Annotated in this window: 1 rRNA gene; it reads left to right on the top strand. The window is 47.3% G+C overall.

The features are described from left to right. A 16S ribosomal RNA gene (locus tag CFB47_RS39960) occupies positions 1 to 119 on the top strand; the annotation flags it as partial. Positions 120 to 582: the final 463 nt, after the last annotated feature.

Below are 582 nucleotides of genomic sequence, written 5' to 3' on the forward strand. Positions count from 1 at the left end.
TTTTACCAGAAGTGGCTAGTCTAACCGCAAGGAGGACGGTCACCACGGTAGGATTCATGACTGGGGTGAAGTCGTAACAAGGTAGCCGTATCGGAAGGTGCGGCTGGATCACCTCCTTTCCAGAGCTTCTCGCACAAGTTGAGCGCTCACGCTTATCGGCTGTTGATAAAGACAGAAAGACTGTCTGTTAGCGGTTTAACCGGTTATAATGCCGGCCGCTTTCGATAATCATCAATGACAAACATTCGAATGAAGTTTGGTTCGAGTTTTTCTCATTGGCGATTGAGCCAGTCAGAGTGATATGAGTAAAACCATATCGGCTGTCGTTCTTTAACAATCTGGAAGAAGCAAGTAATTTGGATAGCGGAAGCGTCTTGAGATGGACGTGGAAACTATCCGGGTTGTGATTGTATCGATGTATCTCAAGATGATTCGAACTCTATGTTTGACTCAATTTGGAATACGGCACAACGCGAGAACTCAACCTGTAACGAGACAGACTCGTTATAGGGTCAAGCGAACAAGTGCATGTGGTGGATGCCTTGGCGATCACAGGCGATGAAGGACGCGGTAGCCTGCGAA

It is taken from the genome of Burkholderia sp. AU27893 (assembly GCF_002223205.1).
In the GTDB taxonomy this organism is placed as follows: Bacteria; Pseudomonadota; Gammaproteobacteria; order Burkholderiales; family Burkholderiaceae; genus Burkholderia.